General features: G+C 40.4%; 23 protein-coding genes and 1 riboswitch. Of the genes, 21 read left to right on the top strand and 2 right to left on the bottom strand.

The genetic code is table 11. The features are described from left to right. The first annotated feature begins 10 nt into the window (after window positions 1–10). The 10 genes from BDR01S_RS05995 (at window position 11) to BDR01S_RS05950 (ending at window position 12,190) form a co-directional block, all read left to right on the top strand. Complete coding sequence (locus BDR01S_RS05995; RefSeq protein ID WP_066258028.1) at window positions 11–2,368, top strand: endonuclease MutS2; 2,358 nt, start codon at window positions 11–13, stop codon at window positions 2,366–2,368. A gap of 19 nt (window positions 2,369–2,387) precedes the next feature. After that, complete coding sequence (locus tag BDR01S_RS05990) at window positions 2,388–2,795, top strand: DUF350 domain-containing protein (RefSeq protein WP_066260308.1); 408 nt, start codon at window positions 2,388–2,390, stop codon at window positions 2,793–2,795. Window positions 2,796–3,027: 232 nt separating this feature from the next. After that, window positions 3,028–4,737 carry an AMP-binding protein gene (locus tag BDR01S_RS05985; RefSeq protein ID WP_066258026.1) on the top strand — a complete coding sequence of 570 codons (1,710 nt, stop codon included), beginning with the start codon at window positions 3,028–3,030 and terminating at the stop codon, window positions 4,735–4,737. Between the two features lie 198 nt (window positions 4,738–4,935). Then, on the top strand, window positions 4,936–5,520 hold the full coding sequence (gene fadR / locus BDR01S_RS05980) for a fatty acid metabolism transcriptional regulator FadR (RefSeq protein ID WP_066258023.1): 585 nt from the start codon (window positions 4,936–4,938) through the stop codon (window positions 5,518–5,520). A gap of 24 nt (window positions 5,521–5,544) precedes the next feature. After that, the gene (locus BDR01S_RS05975; RefSeq protein WP_066258022.1) at window positions 5,545–6,318 is read left to right on the top strand and encodes an enoyl-CoA hydratase; all 774 of its coding nucleotides are present in this window, start codon (window positions 5,545–5,547) and stop codon (window positions 6,316–6,318) included. Between the two features lie 110 nt (window positions 6,319–6,428). Further along, window positions 6,429–7,202 (top strand): electron transfer flavoprotein subunit beta/FixA family protein, encoded by a 774-nt coding sequence (locus tag BDR01S_RS05970; RefSeq protein WP_066258019.1) that lies wholly within the window; start codon window positions 6,429–6,431, stop codon window positions 7,200–7,202. Window positions 7,203–7,242: 40 nt separating this feature from the next. Further along, window positions 7,243–8,220 carry an electron transfer flavoprotein subunit alpha/FixB family protein gene (locus BDR01S_RS05965; protein ID WP_066258017.1) on the top strand — a complete coding sequence of 326 codons (978 nt, stop codon included), beginning with the start codon at window positions 7,243–7,245 and terminating at the stop codon, window positions 8,218–8,220. A 161-nt stretch (window positions 8,221–8,381) separates the two neighbouring features. Next, a complete protein-coding gene (gene trxA / locus BDR01S_RS05960) occupies window positions 8,382–8,696 on the top strand; it encodes a thioredoxin (RefSeq protein ID WP_066258015.1) in 315 nt (104 codons plus the stop codon). Between the two features lie 142 nt (window positions 8,697–8,838). After that, entirely contained in the window at window positions 8,839–10,611 is a 1,773-nt protein-coding gene (gene uvrC / locus BDR01S_RS05955) for an excinuclease ABC subunit UvrC (protein ID WP_066258014.1), read from the top strand. A 70-nt stretch (window positions 10,612–10,681) separates the two neighbouring features. Further along, a riboswitch (Lysine riboswitch) is annotated at window positions 10,682–10,859 on the top strand. A gap of 113 nt (window positions 10,860–10,972) precedes the next feature. Beyond that, complete coding sequence (locus BDR01S_RS05950; RefSeq protein ID WP_066258013.1) at window positions 10,973–12,190, top strand: aspartate kinase; 1,218 nt, start codon at window positions 10,973–10,975, stop codon at window positions 12,188–12,190. A gap of 123 nt (window positions 12,191–12,313) precedes the next feature. Here BDR01S_RS05950 and BDR01S_RS05945 read toward each other — a convergent pair whose 3' ends face one another. Then, window positions 12,314–12,760: a YslB family protein gene (locus BDR01S_RS05945; protein WP_082797313.1), complete on the bottom strand. Its 447-nt coding sequence runs from the start codon at window positions 12,758–12,760 to the stop codon at window positions 12,314–12,316. A gap of 433 nt (window positions 12,761–13,193) precedes the next feature. Between BDR01S_RS05945 and BDR01S_RS05940 the strand changes: the two genes are divergently transcribed. From BDR01S_RS05940 to BDR01S_RS05920, 5 genes are all read left to right on the top strand, one after another. Continuing rightward, window positions 13,194–13,802, top strand: a complete 609-nt coding sequence (locus BDR01S_RS05940; RefSeq protein WP_066258011.1) for a succinate dehydrogenase cytochrome b558 subunit — start codon at window positions 13,194–13,196, stop codon at window positions 13,800–13,802. Between the two features lie 56 nt (window positions 13,803–13,858). Further along, window positions 13,859–15,607, top strand: coding sequence for a succinate dehydrogenase flavoprotein subunit (sdhA, locus tag BDR01S_RS05935; protein WP_066258009.1), 1,749 nt, complete (start codon window positions 13,859–13,861; stop codon window positions 15,605–15,607). A gap of 15 nt (window positions 15,608–15,622) precedes the next feature. Beyond that, on the top strand, window positions 15,623–16,384 hold the full coding sequence (gene sdhB / locus BDR01S_RS05930; protein WP_066258005.1) for a succinate dehydrogenase iron-sulfur subunit: 762 nt from the start codon (window positions 15,623–15,625) through the stop codon (window positions 16,382–16,384). Between the two features lie 148 nt (window positions 16,385–16,532). Then, entirely contained in the window at window positions 16,533–17,114 is a 582-nt protein-coding gene (gene srtD, locus BDR01S_RS05925) for a class D sortase, LPxTATN-specific (RefSeq protein ID WP_066258002.1), read from the top strand. Window positions 17,115–17,256: 142 nt separating this feature from the next. Further along, a complete protein-coding gene (locus tag BDR01S_RS05920; RefSeq protein ID WP_066258000.1) occupies window positions 17,257–17,481 on the top strand; it encodes a helix-turn-helix domain-containing protein in 225 nt (74 codons plus the stop codon). Window positions 17,482–17,574: 93 nt separating this feature from the next. On the opposite strand, the gene BDR01S_RS05915 is transcribed toward BDR01S_RS05920, so the two are convergent. Further along, window positions 17,575–17,877 carry a HesB/YadR/YfhF family protein gene (locus BDR01S_RS05915; RefSeq protein WP_066257998.1) on the bottom strand — a complete coding sequence of 101 codons (303 nt, stop codon included), beginning with the start codon at window positions 17,875–17,877 and terminating at the stop codon, window positions 17,575–17,577. Window positions 17,878–18,098: 221 nt separating this feature from the next. On the opposite strand from BDR01S_RS05915, the gene BDR01S_RS05910 reads away from it, so the two are divergent. The 6 genes from BDR01S_RS05910 to BDR01S_RS05885 all read left to right on the top strand — a co-directional run bounded on the left by BDR01S_RS05910 (window position 18,099) and on the right by BDR01S_RS05885 (window position 22,634). Then, complete coding sequence (locus tag BDR01S_RS05910; protein ID WP_066257996.1) at window positions 18,099–18,554, top strand: MarR family winged helix-turn-helix transcriptional regulator; 456 nt, start codon at window positions 18,099–18,101, stop codon at window positions 18,552–18,554. A 14-nt stretch (window positions 18,555–18,568) separates the two neighbouring features. Beyond that, on the top strand, window positions 18,569–19,363 hold the full coding sequence (gene racE / locus BDR01S_RS05905; protein ID WP_066257994.1) for a glutamate racemase: 795 nt from the start codon (window positions 18,569–18,571) through the stop codon (window positions 19,361–19,363). A 190-nt stretch (window positions 19,364–19,553) separates the two neighbouring features. Further along, the gene (locus BDR01S_RS05900) at window positions 19,554–20,612 is read left to right on the top strand and encodes a GerMN domain-containing protein (protein WP_066257992.1); all 1,059 of its coding nucleotides are present in this window, start codon (window positions 19,554–19,556) and stop codon (window positions 20,610–20,612) included. A gap of 133 nt (window positions 20,613–20,745) precedes the next feature. Continuing rightward, window positions 20,746–21,501: a ribonuclease PH gene (gene rph / locus BDR01S_RS05895; protein ID WP_066257990.1), complete on the top strand. Its 756-nt coding sequence runs from the start codon at window positions 20,746–20,748 to the stop codon at window positions 21,499–21,501. A gap of 12 nt (window positions 21,502–21,513) precedes the next feature. Next, window positions 21,514–22,122, top strand: a complete 609-nt coding sequence (locus BDR01S_RS05890; protein WP_066257988.1) for an XTP/dITP diphosphatase — start codon at window positions 21,514–21,516, stop codon at window positions 22,120–22,122. After that, window positions 22,122–22,634: a metallophosphoesterase family protein gene (locus tag BDR01S_RS05885; RefSeq protein WP_066257986.1), complete on the top strand. Its 513-nt coding sequence runs from the start codon at window positions 22,122–22,124 to the stop codon at window positions 22,632–22,634. The genes BDR01S_RS05890 and BDR01S_RS05885 overlap by 1 nt, the downstream gene beginning before the upstream one ends. The last annotated feature ends 495 nt before the right edge of the window (window positions 22,635–23,129 follow it).

Below are 23,129 nucleotides of genomic sequence, written 5' to 3'. Positions count from 1 at the left end.
GGTTATCTCCATGCAAGAAAAAGCTTTAAAGGTATTAGAATTCTTGAAAGTAAAAGAGCAGCTGTTAGAACATGCTGCCTCGTCACTTGGTAGGAAAAAAATAATTGGCCTAGTGCCCTCAACTGATTTTGAAGAAGTAGTCAAACTTCAAGCAGAAACAGATGAGGCTGCAACGGTGTTCCGTGTGAAAGGGAATGTCCCACTTTCAGGTGTCCATGATATAAGCGCACACATCAAACGATCTGTAATAGGTGGAGTGCTAAGCTCGCATGAACTCGTCCAAATTGCTAGTACCATCCATGCAAGCCGGCAAATGAAGCGGTTTATCGTGGATTTTGCTGATGAGAGAACAGAAATACCGATTTTGTTTGAACAAGCAGGGCGGATTATTCCGTTAACGAATCTTGAGCAAGCAATCAAACAAGCCATTGATGAAGGCGGCGAGGTGTTAGACAGCGCGAGTGATCTGCTTCGTTCATTAAGGCATCAGCTTCGGTCCAATGAGTCACGGGTTCGTGAAAAACTAGAAAGTATGATTCGGTCATCCAATGCCAGCAAAATGCTTTCCGACGCGATTGTCACAATTCGTAATGACCGCTTTGTTATCCCTGTTAAACAGGAGTATCGCGGGCATTACGGCGGGATTATTCATGACCAGAGTGCATCGGGACAAACCCTGTTTATTGAACCGCAAGTGATTGTCCAATTAAATAATCAACTGCAGGATATTCGTGTCAAGGAACAACTGGAAATCGATAGAATTCTATCGGAGCTATCTGCTGAAACAGCCGAGCACGAGAGCGAACTCAAAGTAATCGTGGAAGTTCTCGCGAATTTGGACTTTATTTTTGCCAAAGCAAGATATGGAAAGCGAATCAAAGCATCGATGCCGACCATGAATAATGAGGGAAGAATTGCTTTATTTAAGGCAAGACATCCGCTCATTCCGATTGATGAAGTGGTTGCCAACGATATCATGCTGGGGCAAGACTTTACAACTATTGTGATTACAGGTCCGAATACGGGCGGTAAAACGGTTACCTTAAAAACACTAGGGTTGTGTACATTAATGGCCCAGGCAGGCTTGCAGGTCCCAGCCTATGATGGCTCAGAGCTAGCCGTCTTTGATGCGGTGTATGCTGATATAGGCGATGAACAGTCGATTGAACAAAGTTTAAGTACCTTTTCATCCCATATGGTTAATATCGTCGAAATCTTAAATCGAGTTGATTTTAATAGCCTGGTATTATTTGACGAACTTGGTGCTGGAACCGATCCGCAAGAAGGTGCAGCCTTAGCGATTTCCATCTTAGATGAGGTTCACAAGCGGGGGGCAAGGGTGATTGCTACGACCCACTACCCTGAGTTAAAAGCATATGGATATAACCGTGAAGGTGTATTGAATGCAAGTGTTGAGTTCAATGTTGAGACATTAAGCCCAACCTATAAATTGTTATTAGGTGTGCCAGGACGGAGTAATGCCTTTGAAATTTCAAAACGACTTGGCTTAAATGAGCATGTCATTCAGGCGGCACGCTCACATGTGAGTGAAGATACGAACCAAATTGATAAGATGATCGCCTCGTTAGAAGAAAGTAAACGGCTGGCAGAAAAAGAGCAGGAAGAAGCCCGTGATTATTTAAAATCTGCGGAAAAACTTCATCAAGACTTGCAAAATCAACTAATGGAATTTTACGAGAAAAAAGACTCGATGATTGAAAAAGCGGCAGAAAAGGCCGGGGAAATCGTGGAAGAGGCGAAAAGCGAAGCCGACAAGGTAATCCGTGACCTTCGCAAAATGCGTACAGAGAAGCATGCGGAAATTAAAGAGCATGAATTAATTGATGCCAAAAGGCGGTTAGAAGGGGCAGCACCGGAAATCCCAAAATCAGCTGCGCTCGCAAACAAGAAAGTTAAAAAACATACGTTTATCCCAGGTGATGAGGTGAAGGTCCTTACCTTCGATCAAAAGGGTATGTTGGTTGAAAAGGTTTCAGCGAATGAATGGCAGGTTCAAATCGGAATTCTCAAAATGAAAGTGAAAGAAAAAGATCTCGAATATATGAGCACCCCGAAACAAGTCGAAACCAAACCGATGGCGATTGTAAAAGGCCGGGATTCAATTGTGAAAATGGAGTTAGACCTGCGTGGAGAAAGGTATGAAGATGCCCTTCTAAAGGTGGAAAAGTATATTGACGACGCCCTCCTGTCTAGTTATCCGCGGGTATCGATTATCCACGGCAAAGGTACGGGTGTTTTAAGACAGGGTGTGCAGGAATACTTAAAAAACCATCGTCAAGTTAAAAAAATTCGATTTGGGGAAGCTGGGGAAGGCGGATCAGGTGTAACCATCGTTGAGTTTAAATAATGTCCGGGGAGTTTTGACAATGGACCAGTTTTGGGAGAACGAATATATACAAATCGCTGCTTATTATAGCGTAGTGATTCTATGCTTAGTTGTCTTTTTAGCTATCTTTGAAATGGTGACCAAATATAAAAATTGGGAAGAAATAAAAAAAGGTAATATGGCAGTGGCGATGGCAACCGGAGGGAAAATTTTGGGAGTTGCCAATATCTTTCGCTATACGATTGAACAGAACAATTCCCTGCTGTCAATGGTTGGTTGGGGGATTTATGGCTTTTTACTATTATTAGTGGGTTATTTTATCTTTGAATTTTTAACGCCAAAATTTAAAATTGACGAAGAAATCCAAAATGATAACCGCGCCGTTGGGTTTATTTCAATGGTTATCTCGATTGGTTTTTCAATTGTCATCGGTGCAGGGATTACGTAAGGGGAGAAGAAAAAAGTGGAGACATTAGCTAAAATACTTCTTGGATTATGCGGCTTGTTTTTACTAATCGGCTTAATTTATATGTTATTTTTTACTTAAATAAAAATCATCGCTGAAGCCCTTCAGTGGTGATTTTTTTGTAGTATCTTCAATTGTTTAATGCCTAGTACTGTACTATAATAGAAGAGAAGTTTGAATTTTTATAATTATCCACATAGAAAAGGGGGATCTTATGTATGATTCAAAACCGTGGCAGGCACTGTATCCAAAAGAAATTCCCGTCACACTGGAATACACCACGGAGCCAGTACAGCAATACTTAGTGAATTCTGCTCATCAATATCCGGAGAAAGTTGCTATTCACTTTATGGGGAAAGAAATCACCTACAAGAAACTCTACGAAGAAGTAATGAATGTTGCCGGTTATTTGCAAGGGACTCTAGGTATCTCAAAAGGTGACCGGGTCGCCATTATGCTTCCAAACACACCTCAGGCAGTAATTAGTTATTTTGCGATATTAATGGCAGGCGGTATTGTTGTTCAAACCAACCCGTTATATACGGAACGTGAACTTGAATACCAAATGAAAGATTCAGGCGCAAAGGCTATCATCACACTCGACATCCTCTACCCACGCGTATCAAAAGTGATGCCGCAAACAGACTTGCAGCATATAATTGTAACCGCTATCAAGAACTACTTACCATTTCCTAAAAATCTAATTTATCCCTACATCCAGAAAAAACAATATGGAATTGTCGTGAATGTACAGCACAAAGGAAGTACGCATTTACTTTCGGAAATCATAAAAATGAAGCCTCAAAAACTAAAGATTTATGATTTTAACCCGGCTGAAGATGTGGCGCTTCTTCAATATACTGGAGGAACCACGGGCTTCCCAAAAGGGGTTATGCTCACACATAAGAATTTAATAGCGAATACAAAGATGTGCCAAGCATGGCTGTACAAATGTAAACCAGGAGAAGAATCGGTGCTGGGGGTCATCCCGTTCTTTCATGTTTATGGCATGACAACCGTACTCATTTTATCGGTGATGCAAGCTAACAAAATGATATTATTACCTAAATTCGATATCGAGACAACATTGAAGACCATTCAAAAACAACGCCCGACATTGTTTCCCGGGGCTCCGACAATTTATATTGGAATATTAAATTATCCTGATTTAAAAAAATATGATTTATCTTCGATTCATTCTTGTATTAGCGGTTCAGCTGCACTGCCAATTGAAGTACAGGAGCAGTTTGAGGCAGTATCGGGAGGGAAACTAGTTGAAGGGTATGGTTTAACGGAAGCCTCGCCCGTTACACATGCGAACTTTCTATGGGATGTACCAAGGATTAAGGGCAGTATTGGTGTCCCCTGGCCAGATACAGAAGTAAAGATTGTATCGATGGAAACCGGAGAACCTGTCCCGGTAAAGGAAATTGGCGAATTTGCCATCAAAGGGCCGCAAATCATGAAGGGCTATTGGAATCGTCCAGAAGATACAAAGGAAGTATTACAGGATGGTTGGCTGTATACGGGGGACCTGGGCTATATGGATGAACAAGGATACTTTTATGTGGTAGACCGTAAGAAGGATATGATAATTGCTGGAGGATACAATATTTATCCTAGAGAGATAGAAGAAGTATTATATGAGCACCCGGATGTTCTCGAGGCGGTAGCAGCAGGAATACCGGATCCATATCGCGGGGAAACGGTAAAAGCCTATATTGTCTTAAAAGAAGGTTCATCAGTAACCGAAGAGGAAATGAACCACTTTTCAAGAAAATATCTTGCTGCCTATAAAGTTCCGAGAATATATGAATTTAGGAAAGAGCTGCCAAAAACGGCGATTGGAAAAATTTTAAGGCGGATGTTGGTTGAAGAAGATAAACAAAAAATAGAAGAAGAAGAAAATCAAAAACATGCATAAATTCAGGATTAAGGCTCCCTCTTTTTTTTGACAGATTAGGCCTGTCCCTTTGTCCGGAAGCCGAAGATGGTATATAGTATATCTTGACAGATATACAGTTAATCACTATTATTAAAATATGAATGACTATTCATTCATATTTTTCTTTTTAAATCGATTAACTGAAACGGACCTTTTCGCTCAGGAGGAGGGATATAGTTGAAGAAGAGTAAACCAAAATACATGCAAATTATTGATGCGGCAGTGGTTGTCATCGCTGAAAATGGATATCACCAAGCTCAGGTTTCAAAAATTGCCAAACAGGCCGGAGTGGCGGATGGGACCATTTATCTTTATTTTAAAAACAAAGAAGATATCCTTATTTCTCTCTTTGAAGAAAAAATGGGAAGCTTTATTGAAAAAATAAATAAAATGATAGCAGGAAAAGGGACGGCGGTGGAGAAATTATTAAAGATGATAGAAGCTCATTTCAGTATGCTTTCTGAAGACCATCATATGGCCATCGTGACACAACTCGAATTACGGCAATCGAATAAGGATTTGCGACTTCGAATTAATGATGTTCTAAAAGGTTATCTACAGGTAATCGATAAGATAGTTCTTGAAGGCAAAGAAACAGGAGAGTTTTCCGTCGACCTCGATGTTCGTCTGGCCCGGCAAATGATATTCGGAACAATAGATGAAACCGTGACATCATGGGTAATGAACGAGGAAAAGTATGATTTGCTTGCACTGGCGTCCCCAGTCCATCGCCTTTTAATCAATGGCTGCGGAAGCCGGTAGATTTTGAAATAGGGGGGAGTTAGATTGGAATACTTAAGATGGTCGCATCAAAATAATATTGCGACGATTACAATTGCTCGTCCGCCGGCAAATGCCCTTTCTTCAGGTCTTTTAAGTGAATTGTCGGCAGTATTGGATGAAATCGAACCAAACCGTGAAATTAGAGCGATTGTCATTCACGGTGAAGGCCGGTTCTTCTCCGCTGGTGCGGATATTAAAGAATTTACAACGGTGACTTCTTCAGAGGGATTTTCTAATCTTGGGAAGTTTGGTCAAGAGTTATTTGACCGGATGGAGAAATTTCCGAAGCCGATTATTGCGGCAATCCATGGTGCGGCACTCGGTGGTGGTCTTGAACTCGCCATGGCTTGTCACATTCGCCTAGTCAGTGAAAATGCCAAACTTGGTCTTCCAGAGCTGCAACTCGGGTTAATTCCTGGATTTGCCGGATCGCAGCGGCTGCCTAAATATGTTGGAGTTGCAAGAGCTGCTGAAATGCTGTTCACTGCTGAGCCAATTACAGGTGTGGAAGCTGTCCAATATGGGTTAGCCAATCATGCCTATTCAGAAACTGAGGTATTGGAACAGGCTTATATGCTCGCAGGAAAAATCGCAAAGAAGAGTCCAGGCTCGATAAAAGCCGCTATCGAATTATTAAACTATGCAAAAACAGAAGAGTTCTATGAAGGTTCAAAAAAAGAATCAGAGCTATTTGGTAAGGTATTTGTCTCGAACGATGGCAAGGAAGGCATCCAAGCCTTTATTGAAAAAAGAGAACCACAATTTAAAGGGGAATAAGCTTTACACTAATTTTTTTGCAGTGGAAGGTAAATAAAAAAATTTTTTCCTTAAAAGTTTTCTTAATCTTTCAAACTGAGCGAATGCTCGGAAATATTAGGAGGGAAACCATGAAAATATATGTATTAATGAAAAGAACTTTTGATACAGAAGAGAAAATTTCAATTCGCGGTGGAAAAATCAACGAAGATGGTGCTGAATTTATTATCAATCCTTATGATGAATATGCGATTGAAGAAGCCATTCAAGTCCGCGATGCTAAGGGTGGAGAAGTAACAGTCATTTCTGTTGGAAGTGAAGAATCTGAAAAGCAATTACGTACAGCACTTGCGATGGGCGCTGACAAAGCTGTCCTCATCAACACGGAAGACGATGTTGAGAATGGAGATCAATTTACCACAGCAAAAATCCTTGCTGAATATTTAAAGGATAAAGATGCAGATTTAATCATCGGCGGAAATGTGGCGATTGACGGCGGAACAGGTCAAGTTGGACCACGTGTCGCTGAACTTTTGAATATTCCTTATGTAACAACCATTACGAAGCTAGAAATTGATGGAACAAATGTAACGGTTACTCGTGACGTAGAAGGCGATTCTGAAGTCATTGAAACAAGTCTTCCTCTATTAGTAACTGCACAACAAGGTCTGAACGAGCCGCGCTATCCTTCACTACCGGGAATCATGAAAGCTAAAAAGAAGCCGCTTGAGGAATTAGAATTAGACGATCTTGATCTTGAAGAAGACGATGTAGAAGCAAAAACTAAAACAATTGAAATCTATTTGCCTCCTAAAAAAGAAGCGGGCAGAGTTTTAGCTGGGGATTTGAATGATCAAGTAAAGGAACTTGTTCATCTTCTTCATAGCGAAGCAAAAGTAATTTAATCGGTTTTTATATAAATTTTGTTCTCAGGAGGTATATGGAATGTCAAGAAAAGTATTAGTATTAGGAGAAGTTCGTGACGGTTCTTTACGTAATGTATCTTTCGAAGCAATTGCAGCAGCAAAAACGGTTGCTGAGGGTGGAGAAGTGGTTGGTGTTTTAGTTGGTACTTCTGTAAGCGTTTTAGGGGCGGAATTAATCCAAAACGGTGCAGATCGCGTCGTCGTGGTAGAAGATGAAAAGTTAAATCTATATACTTCAGATGGTTACGCTCAGGCACTTTTAGCCGTGATTGACCAAGAAAAACCAGAGGGCTTAGTTTTAGGTCATACCTCACTGGGCAAAGACCTCTCTCCGAGAATTGCTGGGAAATTAGCATCAGGTTTAATTTCCGATGCGACAGCGGTTGAAGTTGCGGGTGGAAATGTTGTGTTTACAAGACCAATTTACTCTGGGAAAGCATTTGAAAAGAAAATTGTGACCGAAGGCTTAATTTTTGCAACGGTCCGTCCAAATAATATTGCTCCATTGCAAAAAGATGAAAGCAGAACTGGCGAGGTTTCAAACCTTTCAGTTGAAATTAAAGACCTGCGTGCCATTATTAAAGAGGTAGTCAGGAAAGCAAGCGAAGGTGTTGACCTAAGTGAAGCGAAGGTTGTTATATCTGGAGGACGTGGAGTGAAGAGTGCGGATGGATTCCAACCGCTGAAAGAACTTGCCAATGTTCTTGGCGGAGCGGTAGGTGCTTCACGTGGTGCTTGTGATGCCGACTATTGCGATTACTCTTTACAAATTGGTCAGACTGGTAAGGTCGTCACACCAGATCTTTACATTGCCTGTGGTATTTCTGGGGCAATTCAACACTTAGCAGGAATGTCTAACTCCAAAGTAATTGTTGCTATCAACAAAGACCCAGAAGCTAATATCTTCAAAGTAGCCGATTATGGAATCGTCGGTGACTTGTTTGAAGTTGTTCCGTTACTAACGGAAGAGTTTAAAAAGTTGAAGGTACACTCATAATATAAGAAGAGCGAGCGGAACGGACTCCGCTCGCTTTATTTTTATGGATACTTAGTGGTCTAATGGGGAAAAATGATCGATGAAGCAATTTAATAGCTTGATTATTCAAACGATGTTATACTTTCGGTAGTAAATCAGTAATCATTAGGAGGGCAATATAAATGGCAATTTCACACTTAACAGATCAAAACTTTTCCGCTGAAACAGGTTCAGGCCTTGTACTTGTAGATTTCTGGGCACCATGGTGCGGACCTTGTAAAATGATCGCTCCAGTTCTTGAAGAACTAGATTCAGAAATGGGCGATAAAGTAAAAATTACTAAATTAGATGTGGATGATAACCCGCAAACTGCTGCTAATTTCGGAGTTATGAGCATTCCAACATTATTAGTGATGAAAAATGGCGAAGTCGTTGATAAAGTTGTCGGCTTCCAACCAAAAGATGCGTTAGCAAGTGTTTTAGAAAAACACGTGTAAGCATAACGAAGAAACCTTAGCTTGGGAAACCACCCAGCTAAGGTTTTTTATTTTTTTCCAAGAGACCCCCTCTTTCATTTATGCGCAGTTTCCTTTAGAATTTTATAAGATAAACAATAAAGACGGGAGTGGAGTGGCCGGAATGAATGAAATAATTAAGCAAAAACTGACGCTGCTGCCGGACCAGCCTGGCTGCTACTTAATGAAAGACCGTCAGGGAACGATTATTTATGTGGGGAAGGCCAAAGTATTAAAGAATCGTGTCCGTTCCTATTTTACGGGTTCGCACGATGGGAAGACGTTACGACTGGTCAATGAAATTGAGGACTTTGAATATATCGTAACTTCCTCGAATATTGAAGCACTCCTACTCGAACTAAATCTAATTAAAAAATACGATCCAAAATACAATATTATGTTGAAGGATGATAAAACCTATCCGTTTATTAAGCTGACGGCTGAAAAGCATCCGAAACTCATCATTACAAGAAAAGTAAAAAAGGATAAGGGCAAATACTTTGGTCCGTACCCCAATGTGACCGCGGCCAATGAAACCAAAAAGCTGCTTGACCGAATTTATCCGCTCCGTAAATGCTCAACCCTGCCGGACCGTGTCTGCTTGTACTACCATTTAGGGCAGTGCCTGGCACCATGTGTAAATGAAATTCACGAAGAGCAGTACAAACAAATAACCGATGAAATTACCCGCTTTTTAAATGGCGGATATAAGGAGATAAAAAAAGAGCTTCAGGCGAAAATGTCGGCTGCCTCTGAAGAATTGGACTTCGAACGAGCGAAAGAGTTCCGTGATAAAATCATTCATATCGAAACCACCATGGAAAAACAGAAAATTACGATGACCGACTTTACGGACCGTGATGTGTTTGGTTATGCCGTTGATAAGGGCTGGATGTGTGTGCAAGTCTTTTTTGTCCGGCAAGGGAAACTAATCGAGCGGGATGTTTCGATGTTCCCTATCTATAACGAGCCAGAGGAGGAAATCTTAACGTTCCTCGGTCAATTTTATACGAAGGCCAACCACTTTAAGCCGAAGGAAATTCTGATTCAGGATGAAGTCGATTTGAGTTTGGCGGAACAGCTCTTAGAAGTTAAGGTACTCCAGCCGCAACGGGGACAAAAAAAGGATATCGTTCAATTAGCGATTAAAAATGCAAAAATCGCATTAAATGAAAAGTTTTCCTTAATTGAGAAGGATGAGGATCGAACAATTAAGGCTGTCGAGAACTTAGGTGAGTTGATGGGAATATACACCCCGCACCGGATTGAAGCCTTTGATAATTCTAATATCCAAGGGACTGACCCTGTTTCAGCCATGGTTGTTTTCATTGATGGAAAAGCAAATCATCGGGAATACCGTAAATATAAGATTAAAACCGTTCAAGGACCAGATGATTATGAATCGATGCGGGAAGTTACGAGAAGAAGATATTCACGTGCCTTAAAAGAAGAGCTCCCCCTTCCTGATTTAATCATCATCGATGGCGGTAAAGGCCATGTCGAAGCAGTGAGAGACGTTTTGGAAAATGAATTAGGCTTAGATATCCCGCTGTCGGGACTTGTGAAGGACGAAAAACACCGTACCTCACAATTGCTGTATGGCAATCCATTAGGAATTGTTCCACTTGGCCGTAACAGTCAAGAGTTTTATTTACTGCAAAGAATTCAAGATGAAGTCCATCGCTTTGCGATTACCTTTCATCGCCAGCTTCGTGGAAAAACGGCTTTTCAATCCTTGCTCGATGATATACCTGGAATCGGTGATAAACGGAAAAAGTTATTGCTAAAGCAGTTTGGCTCCGTTAAAAAAATGAAAGAGGCTAGTATGGAGGAATTTACAAAAATCGGAATTCCTGTCAATGTTGCCGAAGAATTGATCAAAAAACTTCAATCTTAGTGATTGTCAGAAAAAAAAGAACATGCTATAATAAGTGAAAATTTAATTTACTATCACTTTTACGTATTAAAGTGAAGGTAGAGGTGCGAGCTTCAAGAGTAATGGTTCTGAGAAGGATGAGCTTCTGAGAAGAATCATGAAAGGGGATGTTCGCCGAAGTAAGGAAGGTCTCATAACTTTCTTTGCTGGTCCCGTATTGAATAAATGCTGGATTGTCAAGACTAATGTCTTGGAGAGCTATCTTACATTGTAGGCGCGAGAATTTTTTTTCGTTTTCTTAAGCAATGAGATGCCCTTCTCATTGCTTTTTTATGTTTTAGGGGATAATTAATGTATTCACTTGAAAGAAGGAGAAACCAACATGGGGATTATTGTTCAAAAGTTCGGGGGAACCTCCGTTGCTAACGTAGAAAGAATATTAAATGTTGCATCCTGTGTAAAAGAGGAAACAGATCGCGGCAACAATGTGGTCGTTGTCGTTTCTGCAATGGGCAAATCGACAGATACACTTGTTGGATTAGCAAAGGAAATTTCTGCACAGCCGAATAAGCGGGAAATGGACATGCTATTGTCAACCGGAGAGCAGGTAACTATTTCGTTACTATCGATGGCTTTGAATCAGCAAGGACTTGATGCCGTTTCCTTTACAGGCTGGCAAGCGGGAATTATCACAGAACCAGTTCATGGAAATGCGCGCATCTCGAATTTAAAAACTGCTGCCATTGAAACACAGCTCGAGGCTGGCAAGGTGGTCATTGTTGCTGGTTTCCAGGGAATCACGGAGGATGGTGAAATTACGACCCTTGGCCGCGGTGGTTCTGATACGACAGCCGTGGCATTAGCGGCGGCCCTAAAGGCAGATAAATGCGATATTTATACTGATGTTACCGGGGTATTTACAACTGACCCAAGGTATATCAAGCATGCGCGTAAATTATTATCAGTATCGTATGATGAAATGCTAGAGTTAGCTAATTTAGGCGCCGGTGTGCTTCATCCACGAGCGGTGGAATTTGCGAAAAACTATCAAGTTCGACTTGAGGTTCGCTCAAGCATGGAGAAAATAGAAGGAACAGTTATTGAGGAGGAAGCAGCAATGGAACAAAACCTAGTAGTCCGCGGTGTCGCATTTGAAGATGAAATAACGAAAGTAACAGTATTAGGCTTGGCCAATTCATTAACAAGTCTTTCAACTATTTTTACTACACTAGCCGAAAATCATCTGAATGTTGATATTATTATCCAAAGTACAACCGAGGGTGATACTGCTAATTTATCGTTCTCAATCCATACGAATGATTTACTAGAGACATTGAAGGTACTAGAAGACAATAAAACAGAGCTTGGTTATGAGCAGATTGACGCGGAAAATAAATTAGCCAAGGTATCGATTGTCGGCTCTGGAATGGTTTCCAACCCTGGAGTCGCAGCAAAAATGTTTGAGGTACTCGCTGTTGACAACATCCAAATCAAAATGGTCAGCACATCCGAAATCAAAGTATCAGCCGTGGTAGAAGAAAAAAATATGCTAAAAGCAGTAGAAGCATTACACGAAGCATTTGGACTGTCACTTCAATAAAAAAATGGTGTCAGGCACCCGAGCGGTGCCTGACACCATTTCATAAGATAAGAATATAATTTTCAGCTTTGAAAATTGTCTAGCTCCAGGCCATACGCCGCTGAACAGGGCGCTTGCGCTTTTCTAATAGTTTTTTTCCCATTTGACGGTGAAAAGGACGATATTTGATTTTTTTACAGGGTGTTCAAAGGTTTCAGCAATGGCTTCTTTTTGGAGTTCGATTTGTTGGGCGATGAACCCAGCCTCGAGTTGGAAAAAGTACTCAGCTTTTGATTTTACACGCGAGACAATCAGTGGACTGAAAAGTTCAAATTGGATTTCCGTTTTACTTTCTTTTTTTATTTCAAGCTGACCCCAAGAGGCCTTTGTGAAAAAATCAATAATTTGCGCAATATCTGTTAACGGAAATTTACGAGCGAGGCGTTTTCCGGCCCAATATAAAATCTCAGGTGTATCTTTTCCTAAAATCTCAGGTAAAAGAATTTCCCTGATTAATTCATATCCAAAAATGGATATGGTTCTTGGTTCATCGGTATTTATCGTATCAACAATAACTGTACTATCTTTCACGAGCTTCCCCTCTTTCTATCTTTCTATTATATACACTTTTTATTAAGTGTCAGTACAGTTTTTCTAGATAAAACGGCTCAATTTCAATCATTTTTTTGTTATTTTGCAATATCTAACCATGTTTTCTATGATAATTATAATTCCCAATTTAGAAGATATAACAACCGTTATTTTTTGGTAAATAGTTGTATATTTTTAATATAAAGCCAGTGATATTAGTAAGAATAACAAGTCTATTATAATTTCAATATATTTAAAAAATTTTATTATTTATGCATGATTTGTGTATACGTTTTCTTGACGCTCTTTCTGGATGGGAGTAAAATGGACTTGTCACATTATTGTCACAGTGGTGCTAGGTTTCCTAATAAGGGGATTAAATTTGATAGAAACTGAACATCATTTTTTTTAAACATTATAGGGGGGTAAATTTATGGCGGGTAATCGAGAGTTTGTTTATCGGAGATTGCATTCGCTGCTAGGAGTTATTCCGATCGGGATCTTCGTAATGCAGCATCTGGTGGTGAACCACTATGCGACAGATGGGGTAGAGTCCTTTAACAAAGCAGCAAACTTTATGGGAAATCTTCCTTTTCGCTATGTTTTAGAAACTGTAATTATTTATTTGCCAATTTTATTTCATGCAATCTACGGGCTGTATATCGCTTTTACAGCAAAAAACAATGCAAGCCAATATGGATTTTTTAGAAACTGGATGTTTTTGCTTCAACGTGTGTCCGGTGTGATCACACTAATCTTTATCACTTGGCATGTATGGGAAACACGGATAGCCGCAGCGTTTGGGAATGAAGTAAACTTCCAAATGATGCAAGATATTCTTTCATCCCCATTCATGTTTGCATTTTATGTGGTTGGTATTATTTCAGCTATTTTCCACTTTGCCAATGGATTATGGTCATTCTTAGTTAGCTGGGGTATCACTGTATCGCCACGTTCTCAAGTTATTTCTACATACGTGACAATTGTTATTTTCTTGGCTCTATCTTATGTTGGGGTAACGACATTATTAGCTTTTGTCTAACAAATTAATTATTGATCGTAAAATAGTGGATTTTGGATTAAGGGAGTGAGTCACGAATGAGTAAAGGTAAGATAATTATTGTCGGCGGTGGTTTAGCTGGCTTAATGGCAACGATTAAGGTTGCAGAAACGGGAACACCAGTTGAGCTATTTTCTCTTGTTCCAGTTAAACGTTCTCACTCTGTTTGTGCACAGGGTGGTATTAATGGCGCAGTTAATACAAAAGGTGAAGGTGATTCAACATATATTCACTTTGATGACACCGTGTATGGCGGAGACTTTTTAGCTAACCAGCCGCCAGTAAAAGCGATGTGTGATGCAGCACCTGGAATTATTCACTTAATGGACCGGATGGGAGTTATGTTTAACAGGACACCTGAAGGACTCTTAGACTTCCGTCGTTTTGGGGGAACCCAATTCCACCGGACAGCATTTGCTGGTGCTACGACTGGTCAACAGCTGCTTTATGCATTAGATGAACAAGTTCGTCGTGAAGAAGTAGCAGGTTTGGTTACGAAATATGAAGGCTGGGAATTCCTGGGCTCTGTCGTTGATGACGATGGTGTATGTCGTGGAATCGTTGCTCAAAATTTAAAAACTATGGAAATTAAATCGTTCGCTGGTGATGCCGTAATCATGGCAACTGGTGGCCCTGGTATTATTTTTGGAAAATCGACAAACTCAGTTATTAATACTGGTTCAGCAGCATCAATTGTGTATCAGCAAGGTGCTTATTACGCAAACGGTGAAATGATTCAAATACATCCAACAGCCATTCCTGGTGACGATAAGCTTCGCCTCATGAGTGAATCCGCTCGTGGTGAAGGAGGCCGTATTTGGACATATAAAGATGGTAAGCCTTGGTATTTCTTAGAGGAAAAATATCCAGCCTACGGAAACCTTGTCCCTCGTGATATCGCAACCCGGGAAATTTTTGATGTGTGTGTGAATCAAAAACTTGGAATCAATGGCGAGAACATGGTCTACCTCGACCTTTCTCATAAAGATCCACATGAATTAGATGTTAAGCTTGGTGGTATTATTGAAATTTACGAAAAATTCATGGGTGATGACCCACGTAAAGTTCCAATGAAAATCTTCCCTGCTGTTCACTATTCAATGGGTGGACTATGGGTGGATTATGACCAAATGACAAGCATTCCTGGTCTATTTGCAGCAGGTGAATGTGATTATTCACAACATGGTGCGAACCGTTTAGGTGCCAATTCCCTTCTTTCAGCGATTTATGGCGGAATGGTCGTTGGTCCTAATGTTGTTAAATATATCAAAGGCTTAGAAAAGAGTTCCGATGCAGTTTCTTCTACTGTATTTGACCGTCATGTCAAAGAACAAGAAGACAAGTGGAATTCAATTATGTCTCTAAATGGAACTGAAAATGCTTATATTCTTCATAAAGAGCTTGGGGAATGGATGACGGATAACGTAACCGTTGTTCGCCATAATGACAGGCTGTTAAAGACAGATGAAAAGATCCAAGAACTCCTAGAACGTTATCAAAATATTAACATTAATGATACATCCAAATGGAGCAACCAAGGAGCAGCATTTACTCGTCAACTGCAAAACATGCTGCAATTGGCTCGTGTGATTACAATTGGTGCATACAACCGGAATGAGAGCCGTGGTGCTCATTATAAGCCTGACTTCCCTAAACGTAATGATGAAGAATTCTTAAAAACGACAATGGCGAAATTTGTTGACAGTTCATCAGCGCCGGCTTTCCATTACGAAGATGTTGATGTCTCATTAATCAAGCCACGTGAACGAAATTACGCTAAAAGTTAAGGGGGAGTAGGAAGAATGTCTGAAACTAAAATGGTTAAATTTATTATTTCACGTCAGGATAACGAAGATACTACTTCTTACGTGGAGGAATTTGAGGTTCCTTATCGTCCGAATATGAATGTCATCTCGGCGTTAATGGAAATCCGTAAGAACCCATTAAACGCAAAAGGACAAGCCTCTAGCCCGGTTACTTGGGATATGAACTGTCTTGAAGAAGTCTGCGGAGCATGTTCCATGGTCATCAACGGAAAGCCTCGTCAAGCATGTTCAGCACTTGTGGACCAATTGGAGCAGCCGATACGATTAGCGCCAATGAAGACATTCCCAGTTGTTCGTGACTTGCAAGTTGACCGAAGCAGAATGTTTGATGCCTTAAAGAAAGTGAAAGCGTGGATTCCTATCGATGGTACCTATGATTTGGGTCCTGGACCACGTATGCCTGAAACCAAGCGTCAATGGGCTTATGAGCTTTCAAAATGTATGACCTGTGGTGTTTGCCTTGAGGCTTGCCCGAACGTAAACAGCAAATCAGACTTTATTGGTGCACAGCCACTTTCTCAGGTTCGTCTTTTCAACGCACATCCAACTGGTGCAATGAATAAAGCAGAACGCCTTGAAGCGATTATGGGTGAAGGCGGCCTTGCCAGCTGCGGAAACTCCCAAAACTGTGTGCAATCATGCCCGAAAGGTATTCCTTTGACTACCTCGATTGCAGCCTTGAACCGCGATACAACCATTCAAGCATTTAGAAGCTTCTTTGGAAGTGACCACGCATAGTAATGCGGATGCTAAAAAACCTTCTTTTCTACTATGGAAAAGAAGGTTTTTTGTCGTTTATAGGCGAATAATTGCATTGGTTCTATCATTTGTGGTTTGGTATACTCGTATTAATGCAAAGCCCGTTAAAAAAGGAAGGTACTTACTGGTGAAATCTAAATTTCCGCTGTTAATTATTCTTACTGGATTAATTTTAGTAGGTATTGGACTCTGGCAATTTATAGATGTAAAAACGCAAACACATGTATCACTCAAGGAAGCCAAAGAGCTAATTGCTGATCAGCCTGCAAAGGCCCCTAAAAAGAGGGATAAAAGCAGCCCGCCGCCGGAAATGGGTGAAACAGTCGGTCTTTTAGCCATTCCAAAAATTAAAGCAGAGTTAGCCATTGTCGAAGGAACTGATCCCGATGACCTCGAAAAAGGGGTAGGTCATTATAAAGGTGCGTATTACCCAGGTGATCGAGGACAAATAGTATTATCCGGGCATCGAGACACCGTGTTTCGTAAATTAGGGGAATTAGAGATTGGCGATGCACTTAAAATGGAAATGCCTTATGGATCGTATACCTACGAAATAATTAATACCAAAATTGTAAAGTCAGATGATACGAGCATTATTACACTGCAACACGAGAAAGAGGAATTGATTTTAACAACCTGTTACCCGTTTAGTTATCTAGGAAATGCTCCAAAACGATACATTATTTATGCAAAGCTGAAAAACTCCTAATCATTGGGAGTTTTTTTTATAAAAACAAAGCATCTGTTTGTAATTATAGTCACTACATTCGTGCTGTTCACATAAGATATGTTGACTAAATATATACCCACCCCGTGTTCATAACTGGCGAAGGCAAGGAGGGTTACAGTACTTGAAGGAGAATGTATATAATCATAAACCGTTACTCACCAAACGAGAAAGAGAAGTATTCGAGTTATTAGTACAAGACAAAACAACGAAAGAAATCGCTGGTGATTTATTTATAAGCGAAAAAACGGTTCGGAATCACATTTCAAATGCCATGCAAAAGCTTGGTGTCAAAGGGCGTTCACAAGCAGTTGTAGAGCTCCTTCGAATGGGAGAGCTAGAACTTTAAAAAAGACCGGCATCCTTTTGGGGAGGCCGGTTTAATATTGACTACATAAGTAATTACTATAAGAAATAGCGAATAAAATATCATAAATGTTTTTTACTCTTCATGCTTTGTGTAGCTATATTCTACCTCATCTATTTCTTCATTGTAGCCAACGTGTAAATCGTGGCCATTAAAAAACCACAAGTCCCTTTCTTCAATATAAAACCACATGCCCTCTGCTTCGAATTTAGTAATGATATCGATAGGCTCATTATCTACAGTAAAGCCGAGTGAAAAACCTTCTTGCACGGGGCTGTTTCCATAAACCTTTGGATAAAATTTTACTTTATCTCCTGCTTTTAACTCTACCTCGTTTTTAAACCATTGTAATGCTGACTTGCTGATTACGATGTCCATTCTTTTCTCACCTTTGGTTTATTATTGAAATTATTATTGAATTCCCTCTTTATTATATTCCAAACAGTGGCAAACTAATATATTTCTAATAGTTTCAACTTGAATTTTTAGTGCAAAAAGTAGAAAATAAGTACAAGCAATATGACGTACAACTTTGAACAATCATTTTTAATAGATATAGTCTCAAGGAGAAGAGAAGCTTTTTATAGGAGTGTTATCGGATGAAACTCGAAAATTCACAAAAAGCAAATGAAGATATTGAAACTGTTGCAAATATTGAGAAGGATTTACGCTACATCTCTGGGATCATCAAGCAAAAGGGAAGAGAAATGTTAAGTACGTACACGATTACTCCTCCACAATTTGTGGCACTGCAATGGTTGTTTGAAGATGGTGATATGACAATTGGGGAACTTTCTAATAAAATGTATTTGGCATGCAGTACGACAACAGACCTTGTCGATCGGATGGAGAAGAATTTACTCGTCGAGCGGGTGAAAAATCCGAATGATCGTCGTGTTGTCAGAATTCATCTTCTTGAAGAGGGCAAGCGAATCATCGATGAAGTGATTAAAAAGCGTCAAGGCTATTTAGAAGAAGTGTTGGTCAATTTCTCCACGGAAGAAATACAGCTACTTCAAAAAGGTTTAACGAAATTGCATCAGGAAATGCGTTAAAAGAGGCGATAAGTTTGAAACAAGCAATTGGTGTTATTGATTCCGGTGTTGGCGGATTGACTGTAGCCAAAGAGGTAATCAGACAACTTCCAAATGAGAAAATTATCTATTTGGGAGATACCGCACGCTGTCCCTATGGTCCGAGAACGACGAGGGAAGTGAAGAGGTTTACTTGGGAAATGACCTCATTCTTATTAGAAAAGAAGATCAAAATGCTCGTTATTGCCTGTAATACGGCAACCGCTGCGGCACTTGACGAGATTCGAAAGGAATTGTCTATTCCTGTTTTAGGTGTTATTAATCCAGGGGCACGGGCAGCAATCAAGATGACAAAAAACTACCGTGTCGGAATTATTGGTACAGTAGGCACTGTGAAAAGTGGTGCCTACGAAAGAGCTTTGAAATCTTTAAATAGTCGGCTTTTTGTTAAAGCGCATGCTTGTCCCAAATTTGTTCCTCTTGTCGAGAGTAATGAATTTTCCGGGCCGATAGTGGAAAGAGTTGTTGATGAGGCCTTAAAGCCAATGCAGGACCAAAATCTTGATACTCTAATTTTAGGCTGCACCCATTACCCATTACTTGAGCCCGTCATAAAAGATGTCATGGGTGAGTCTGTCAGCGTAATTAGCTCTGGTGATGAGACAGCCCGAGAAATAAGTGCAATCCTTCAGTATAATGGGTTACTTGAAACGTGTGAGGAAGAACCAGAACATGAATTTATCACAACCGGTTCGAGACGAATATTTTCAAAAATTGCCTCACAATGGCTTGGAACTCCAATAAACAACGTACAAAAAATAAAACTATGAGTCGAGCTGCTTAAATAAGCGGCTCTTTTTTATGTTGAAAAAGAAGTGGTGTTATAAAAGAGCTGTCAAAGAAATGGTGCCTGACACCATATTTTTTTAATTTTTGTTCTATTTTTCTTACTTAAGTCGGTCTAATTTTCCGCAAGGCTCGTATACATGATAGTACAAACTGTCTTAGGGGGAAATAATTATGTCTAAAAATAAAGCGAAGATCCTTATCACGACTGTGCTTACTTCAACAGTTCTACTGTCAGGTTGTGGATTATTAGGGTCCGAAACAAAAAAGAAAATTGATCCACCAAAGAGTACGACGGTCGTAGAGAATACATCAGGTAAGGAGGCGACCACCAAAGAAACAGCTAAGCAAGAAAATAAAAATATGGTCAAAACGGAGCTTTATTTGATTGATAAGGATGGCTATGTTGTCCCGCAAACATTGGATCTACCAAAAACAACTTCTGTAGCTAAGCAAGCCCTTGAATGGTTAGTGGCGAATGGACCTGTCACCGACAAACTACCAAATGATTTTCGAGCAGTTCTCCCTGAGGACACGGAACTGTCTGTGAATATTGATAAAGAAGGCGTCGCCACCGTTAATTTTTCAAAAGAGTTTAAGAATTACCAAGCTGAAGATGAGATGAAGATCCTCCAATCGGTCACCTGGACCCTGACTCAGTTTGATAATGTGAAAACTGTTAAGCTGAAAATGAACGGTCATGAGCTAACTGAAATGCCTGTTAATGGAACACCAATAAGTGAAAATCTCTCAAGAGCCACCGGTATTAACTACGATACATCCGATGTTTCTGATATTACCAATACCAAACCGGTAACTGTTTATTATATTGGCGGTGTAGAGGGCTCCTATTATTATGTACCTGTGACGCGCAGGGTTAGCAATACGGAGAAAGATCCTTATGTTGCCGTCGTCAATGAACTGATAAAAGGACCTAGTGAAAAATCAACACTCGTCTCTGAATTTATGTCAGATGTTAAGCTCCTAGAGGCTCCAAAGTATGAAGACGGAAAAGTAACCTTAAACTTTAATGAGAATATTTTTGGCAGCTTTGAAGAAAAAGAAATTTCACAGCATTTACTAGATGCACTCGTCCTTTCCTTAACGGAACAAGAGGGTGTTGAAAAAGTCGCCATTCAGGTCAAAGGGAAGGCAGACCTCAAAAATGATGCTGGTAAAAAATTAACGGAACCAGTAACTCGTCCAGAAAAAGTCAACACGGGTAGTTTTTAAAAAAAAATATTTGTTATACTATATATTGACCATGAAGAGGTTGGCTTGGATGCCGCCTCTTCTTTATTTGGACTATAAGTAAAAATCAGGTACCATGTAAAAAGGCTTTACAAATATGAAGGAGGTAGTATTTGTGCGTGTAGATGGAAGAGAGCCGCTCCAATTAAGGCCCATACATATTGAACCCAATTATTTAATGCACCCCGAAGGTTCTGTCCTTATTTCTGTTGGTAATACGAAAGTGATTTGTGCGGCGAGTATTGAAGATCGAGTCCCTCACTTTATGAGAGGGGAAGGCAAGGGCTGGATTACTGCCGAGTATTCGATGCTGCCCCGAGCAACCGAAACAAGAAACATTCGAGAATCATCCAAAGGGAAAGTCTCAGGCCGGACCATGGAGATTCAGAGATTAATTGGGCGTGCCCTTCGAGCGATTGTCGATTTAGGAGCACTTGGTGAAAAAACTGTTTGGATCGATTGTGATGTGATTCAGGCAGATGGCGGGACACGAACAGCCTCGATCACTGGTGCTTTTGTAGCGATGACGCTAGCATTAAATGCTTTTTCACAGAAAAAAAACTTTGCAAAGTTTCCGATTACGGATTATTTAGCGGCCACAAGTGTGGGAATCTTACAAAATAACCAAACGGTTCTTGATTTGAACTATGCCGAGGATTCTAAGGCCCAGGTCGATATGAATGTAGTAATGACCGGAAATGGCGAATTTGTTGAACTGCAGGGAACGGGGGAGGAATCAACTTTCTCCTATGAACAGCTTCAAGGTCTGCTAAGTGCTGCGCAAGCAGGATTGATGGAACTATTTGAACACCAAAAGGCAGTACTGGGTGAAGAAATAACCAGTAAGATAGAATCCCGAAGAGAAAAATAAGAGGTGATCGAAATGAAAGAAGTTATAATTGCTACTAAAAATCCGGGAAAGGCGAAGGAATTTGAGCATATTTTCTCGGCAAGAGGTATCGAGGTTCGAACTTTGCTTGATTTTCCTGAAATTCCTGATGTTGAGGAAACGGGCTTGACCTTCGAAGAGAATGCACTCTTAAAGGCTGAGGCTATCTCTCAAGCGCTTGGAAAAATGGTGATCGGCGACGATTCTGGCTTGATTGTCGATGCCCTTGAAGGTAGACCAGGAATTTATTCAGCGCGCTATGCTGGCGAACCAAAAAATGACCAGAACAATACAGATAAAGTTTTGTCAGAATTGAAGGGATTACCTGAAGAGAAGCGTTCCGCACGATTCTACTGCGCATTAGCTGTCGCCATTCCAGGGCAAGAACCAATGACTGTGTCAGGCACTTGCGAAGGCCGCATTCTTGAGGAGAGAAGGGGAACCAATGGTTTTGGCTATGATCCGGTTTTTTATGTGCCTGAGAAGGGCGTTGCGATGGCAGAGCTATCATCAGATGAAAAAAATAAGATTAGCCACCGTGCAAATGCTCTGAAGAAGTTAGATGTCGTATTGGATTCTATTTTAGAAAAAACGGGGCAGTAATGAGCAAGGTTTTAGTCGTTAGTGATAGCCATGGGTTGACGAAGGAACTCGAGATTTTAAGAGAACGGCATTCAGAGGAAGTCGATTTAATGATTCATTGTGGTGATTCGGAATTACCACCTGCTGATGAAGCGATATCTGGTTATTTAACAGTGATGGGAAATTGTGATTTCGGAGGAGGATACCCGTTGGAGACGATGGCCGAGGCAGCGGGCAGGAAGTTCTTCATTACGCACGGACATCGATATTCTGTAAAAACTTCATTGATGAATTTAAAATACAAAGTAGAGGAAGTAAATGCTAATATCGTCTGCTTCGGACACTCACATGTCCTTGGTGCAGAAGTGATAGGCAGTACTTTATTTTTAAATCCAGGCAGCATCCGCCTGCCGCGAGGACGTCTGGAAAAAACCTATGTTATACTAGATTTGCAGGATGCAACGATCAAAATGTCAGTATTTGAAGTGAGTGGAAGGGAAATCCCCGAGCTTGCTCATGAATTTGCCCTATGAGTAAGGGAGACTCCTCTCCCTTTTTCTTTTTAAAAAAATAATCGAAAATCTGTTGACTTTTTGATATTAGGATAATATAATAAATCTTGTCTTAAACAACTTATATGTCCCAGTAGCTCAGCTGGATAGAGCAACGCCCTTCAAGAAAATAGGAGCCTTTATAGGGAAACAAGAACCTATAAAGTGGACGACACTATATCGGTGAAGCCTTAACAGATAATGCTGATGGTAATACCGAGGAAACTTACGCCTTTCACAAGGAAGAGAAATCTTGAATGACTGATAACTGTCAGTGGTAAAGATCTTAAAAAATAATCTTAACGATTATCGTGAGGTTCCGTAGAGACTACACGTGTCGCACCTGAAATGGTGAAGATATAGTCCAGACCACAAACAGCGAATGTTTGGTGACGAAAGTCATAGTGGTAAGCTAAGGCGTGGGTCGGGAGTTCGAATCTCTCCTGGGACGCTATACTACATACTAGAGAAATCAAC

This window comes from Neobacillus drentensis NBRC 102427, assembly GCF_001591445.1.
In the GTDB taxonomy this organism is placed as follows: domain Bacteria; phylum Bacillota; class Bacilli; order Bacillales; family Cytobacillaceae; genus Neobacillus; species Neobacillus drentensis.
The sequence above is the reverse complement of the archived record's forward strand: the minus strand, read 5'-3'. Positions and strand labels throughout refer to the sequence as shown.